Origin of the sequence: Chitinophaga silvisoli (assembly GCF_003412465.1) — a bacterium.
Taxonomy (GTDB): domain Bacteria; phylum Bacteroidota; class Bacteroidia; order Chitinophagales; family Chitinophagaceae; genus Chitinophaga; species Chitinophaga silvisoli.
In genome coordinates this window covers 1-4,656 of the sequence record NZ_QTJV01000030.1, presented here as the reverse complement: position 1 = coordinate 4,656, position 4,656 = coordinate 1, and the positions used below count along the sequence as shown (strand labels likewise).

The following is a 4,656-nucleotide window of genomic DNA, read 5'->3' as shown; positions in this document are numbered from 1 at the left end:
ATGGTGTGCTTTAACAAGATTAGCGTCATCTTCATCATCAATATAAAGCACACCATCAGCAGCCATACGATATATAGTTTCAGCAGGTTTTCTACCAAGAAGAGATTTAGCAATCATAAGAACATTCATCTTATTTTTAGCAATAGCCATTTCTCTATGATAAGAAACTATATTACGAAATACTTGATAAGGAATGACTGTATCTACAACACTAAATCTTCCAAAACCCGGCAAAAGTTCTGCAATACCATTATAAGGAAGTTTACCATTCCTATTGTAAGCAATAGGACGAGCCTTATAAGGATATATGCTTGTAGCACGAGAACCAATTCTAACGCTCTCATAAACTTGTGGACGCCACACCCATTCAATACTAATATCACCACCAGCAGGATTAAGCTGATAAGTTTCATCAACAATTCTTGTTGTAACAAATGCTCCATTACTATATGTAAGAATACCTTCTTTTATTTCACCTCTCCAAACAGTATGCCAAACTTCAAATAAACCATTATTAGCATCACGAGCCATTATATTAGTGTTCTTAATATGTTGCAAATCATCTTTATTAAATTTACTACATATATCACCAAAATAATACATATACTTATCCCAATTTAAAAGTGCTCTATCGCTAGAAGTAGTAGCACTATATTGATAATATGTATCAAGAGCTTCACGTTCTTTTTCAGAAAGATATTCATAAAATTCATCTATAATTTGTTGTTTAGTCAACATACGACGTTCAGCAAACATATCATAATCTTCTGCAAACATATTATCGTTAGGAACAGGAAAAGCATCTCTAACACTAACAACACGTTTAATTAATTGATTACCTACAACATCTCTATATGTATAACAAGCTCCAAAAGCAACAAATTCAAAATAAGCTCTAGCGTATATAGTAAAAGCATCAGTAAGGTCATCAATAACATTAATTAAATCTTGTCCTTGTGCACTAATATCATCAATAAAATTTTCATTAAATTCTTTAATAAAAGCTTCAATATCAACAGCTTGTTCAGGATTAAATTGTTCAGGATTATTACCTTCATTAACAAACTGCATATAACTTTCTTGTATTTTCTTAGCAACAGCTTGTTCTGCAAGCATCATAATTTGTTTACCAAGTTCAGCATCTCTAGCAAATACAACTTCTGGATTATTAGCTCCAACAATAAAATCATGCGGATTTTTAATATATTCACCAATATATCTTCTAATAATACCTTTCATCATATCATAATTACGCATAGTAGCTGGAAAACGAGTTAAATTCTCATCTTTCTCATTATAAGGATTAAGAGTTTTTCTATAATATTCTCTAGGAATATTACCAAGAAGGATATTAAACTTTTCTTCTACATTAAAATCAGCTTTACAAGCAATACCAGCTTCTATAACGTAATCACAACATTTAGCATACCAATCAACTTCTTGTTTTTCAGCATAACTAACATGCTGATTAGGGAAATCAAGTCTACCAAAATTATACATATCTTTATTTGTTTAATCTTAAAACCATTGTCTATTAAAAATATCTGTTTTATCATTTTCTTCTGTAACTTTCTTACGACTAGCAAGTTCTCGCTTACCTTTAATATCAATAGACTTCCAATATATACCTAAAAGTATAAGACTAGATATACGGTCAAAGTTACCTTCAGCATTAAACTTTTTAAGTTCAAGAATTGTTTGATAATCAAGAAATCTTTCAAAAACATAAATATCTTCTCCAAATTCATTTTTACCAATAACTTCATATAAGAACTCTTTAAGAAGTCGAAGACCATCTAGTTTCTTAGGACCACTACCAATATTATAACCATAACTAGTACTAACTTTTTCTTTAACAGCAGAATCCCAAACATATAAAGGTTCATAACCTAGATATTTAGTAGCTTTCCATTTACGAAAGTTAGAAACAGTTTCACCACGATTTATTTCCACAAGTCCAGTACCAATACAATTATACCATTTACATAGTCGATAAAACTTTTCATCAGCTTCTTCTAGTCGTTCAGTACGTCCATAATATGCAGCACATAACTTAGGTTTAAATCCATTACGTTCTCTAGGCATTTCAATAACAAATATACTATTATGAGAATGTCTATCAGTAATTTCTTTTTTATCTTTATCAATACCAACAGGGTCATAAACTGCAACATAAGTACCGGGAAGAATACTTCTTATAAGCCTATCGCCAATATATGTTTCTTCATATTCTGGGGCAAACCAAACTCTTATACAACCATGAGGGTCTTCATTACCACGTCTAGGAACTCCTTGAATATAATCATAAGTTTTCATATCAGGATTTTCAATTCTTATACGAGCATTAGATTTAAAATAAATCTTTTTAGTTCCATCTTCAAATAGTTCACCATCAGTATAAAACTTATAACTATTATCAACTCTAAGTTTATCTTCAAACTTATTAAGCGCTTCACTACTAAATATATTTTCACTAGCACTACTAAAAGATTCAGCAGGAAATAAAGCACGTTGACCAAGATAATTAAGATATTCTGCAAAAGTCTTAGCAGTCTTTTTCTTTTCAATTCTTTCTCGTGCAGCAAGCTTAAGTCCTATTCGTAGATTACTATTTCCATCTTCATCAAATCCTTTAACTCCATCTATTTCCCCTTCAAGACCCCAAGCATAAGATTTAAAAAATCCACAAACTTCATTACGAGCATCATTATCAAAAACATTTTCAAAAGCCATAAATCCAAATGCTCTAGGATTATAAAAGTTTTGTTCAAATATTTGCATATTAGCAGCAGTAGCAGTTCCCCAAGCCATAAGAGTACCAGTAGTACGAGTACCAACAGTCATTGTAGGTTCAGTTACATTCATAAACTCATCAAAGTTCTGCATTGTAGATAGCTCTTCAACTTTAATTGTAACAGCATCTTTACCAATAGCACAGTCCGGATTATTATTAGCACTAACACTTAAAAGAGAACTAGACCAACTATCATCAGCTTCAACTCCATTTTTCATACGATAACCAAGTTTAAAACTATCAGTAGTAGGACTAAATATTCCTCTTTTAAATGGAGTTTTCTCTTCAAAGAACTTTAAGTTATTAACAGCAAAGTCACTTAAACCTCCTTGTTTAATTAAATATTTATTATCAGCTGCAACATGAATAACAACTTTATGTTTAGATAAGTTAACTTCATTAGAACTATCAGCAGCCATAATATAAGAAAAACCTCCACGTCTAGTCTTATCAATAATAAGATGTAAACCATTACGTCTACAAAATTCTATAATTTGCCAAGTCCAAAATTGAGCATCAATAAAACTAGGAAAACTATAAATCTTTTTAGCAGTAGCTCCATGTTCAGTAACAATAACAGATGATTCATCTGTGCGTTCCATACGAGTATAATTAAGAAAATTATAATGACCACCTGTTATCCAAACATCTTCTATACTTCCATCTGGATTTTGCCAACAAGGAGCAGAAAAACCATTACGTCGTCTATCACATTCTCTACGTCTAAATTGTCTATGAGGAATACTATCAACTTTAAATTGTGTATATCTACCTGTGGCTTGATATGTTCTAGCAGCTTCATTAAAAAGTTCAGTATTAACAAATTTGCCAGGTCTAATATTTAAAAGAAAACCACCACTATCTCCAATTAAAAAGTTATTATGAGGGTCATACCATCCACAATCACTAGCTTTCTTATACTTTTTCTCTTTATCAGGTTCTTCAATGTATTCTAGAAAAGGATATTTACCATCAGCCATAATATTTTATTTAACTAGTAAACAAACAATAAAAGCGATAGCGCAAACAGCACCACCGCTTACCAAATATCTATTATTACGTTTAATACGTTCAATAGATTTATTTAAATTATCATTTGTTTTATTACTATTATTAAGATTATATTGTAAAGTTTCAACTTCTTTATGAAGAGCATTATATTTAATCTTATGAAGATTAATTATACTGTCTTGTTCATTAATAATATCTTTATAAAGTTTAGCTTTAATAATTTTAGTATTAGCAACCTTAATCATATTAATAGGAACAAGAACAGTTGTATCAGTAGTGTTGACTCCCCGTGGAGGATGCACTATGTTATCAATCTCACTCTGACACCAACTTCTTGAATAACTCCAAAGTAGCACTGTCATTAAGACTAATAACTTTATCTTCAATATCTTTCTCATGTTCTTTTAATTTATAAACTATACTTTCTCTTTCAGTTATAACTAACTGTATAGAATCAATCCGAACATGATTAATAGCAGTGTCACTTTTATTATATGAATTGACTTCTACACTAAAACGACTTATTGATAAATACAGAGTAACACATAAATTGATAATCGCTATTATAAATATTGCTATTAGCATCTTCTTCATGACTCTATACAGTATTAAGTTAATCTTTTATTTCGATAAGTTTATTAAGCAAATCAAGGTTCCATCTACCAGTTTCTTTAAGACCAAGAACTCTTTGAGCCATCTTGATAGCTGCAACTTGACCACAATTCACGTTAGTATCAAATAGTTGTTCAGCAACTCTCTGACTATTAAAATCATCAAGTTCAAATACATGTGATTTACCTGCATGCTTGAGTATTCACCGGAAACTTCGTTCTTCTCTTCCAGGTAAATCA

The 4,656-nt window shown here is 30.7% G+C and carries 3 protein-coding genes; all 3 read right to left on the bottom strand.

Annotation, left to right across the window (positions count from 1 at the left end; genetic code table 11):
- On the bottom strand, positions 1-1,500 hold a 1,500-nt coding region (locus DXN04_RS33750), incomplete at its 3' end, for a hypothetical protein (RefSeq protein ID WP_147320154.1).
- Positions 1,501-1,518: 18 nt separating this feature from the next.
- Positions 1,519-3,774 carry a hypothetical protein gene (locus DXN04_RS33745; protein WP_116857835.1) on the bottom strand — a complete coding sequence of 752 codons (2,256 nt, stop codon included), beginning with the start codon at positions 3,772-3,774 and terminating at the stop codon, positions 1,519-1,521.
- 6 nt (positions 3,775-3,780) lie between these two features.
- Positions 3,781-4,203: a hypothetical protein gene (locus DXN04_RS34695; protein ID WP_147320153.1), complete on the bottom strand. Its 423-nt coding sequence runs from the start codon at positions 4,201-4,203 to the stop codon at positions 3,781-3,783.
- Positions 4,204-4,656: the final 453 nt, after the last annotated feature.

Coding starts and splice junctions, on each gene's coding strand:
- DXN04_RS33745 (WP_116857835.1), bottom strand. CDS start 3,774: ATGGCTGATGGTAAATATCCTTTTCTAGAATACATTGAAGAACCTGAT.
- DXN04_RS34695 (WP_147320153.1), bottom strand. CDS start 4,203: ATGAGAAAGATATTGAAGATAAAGTTATTAGTCTTAATGACAGTGCTA.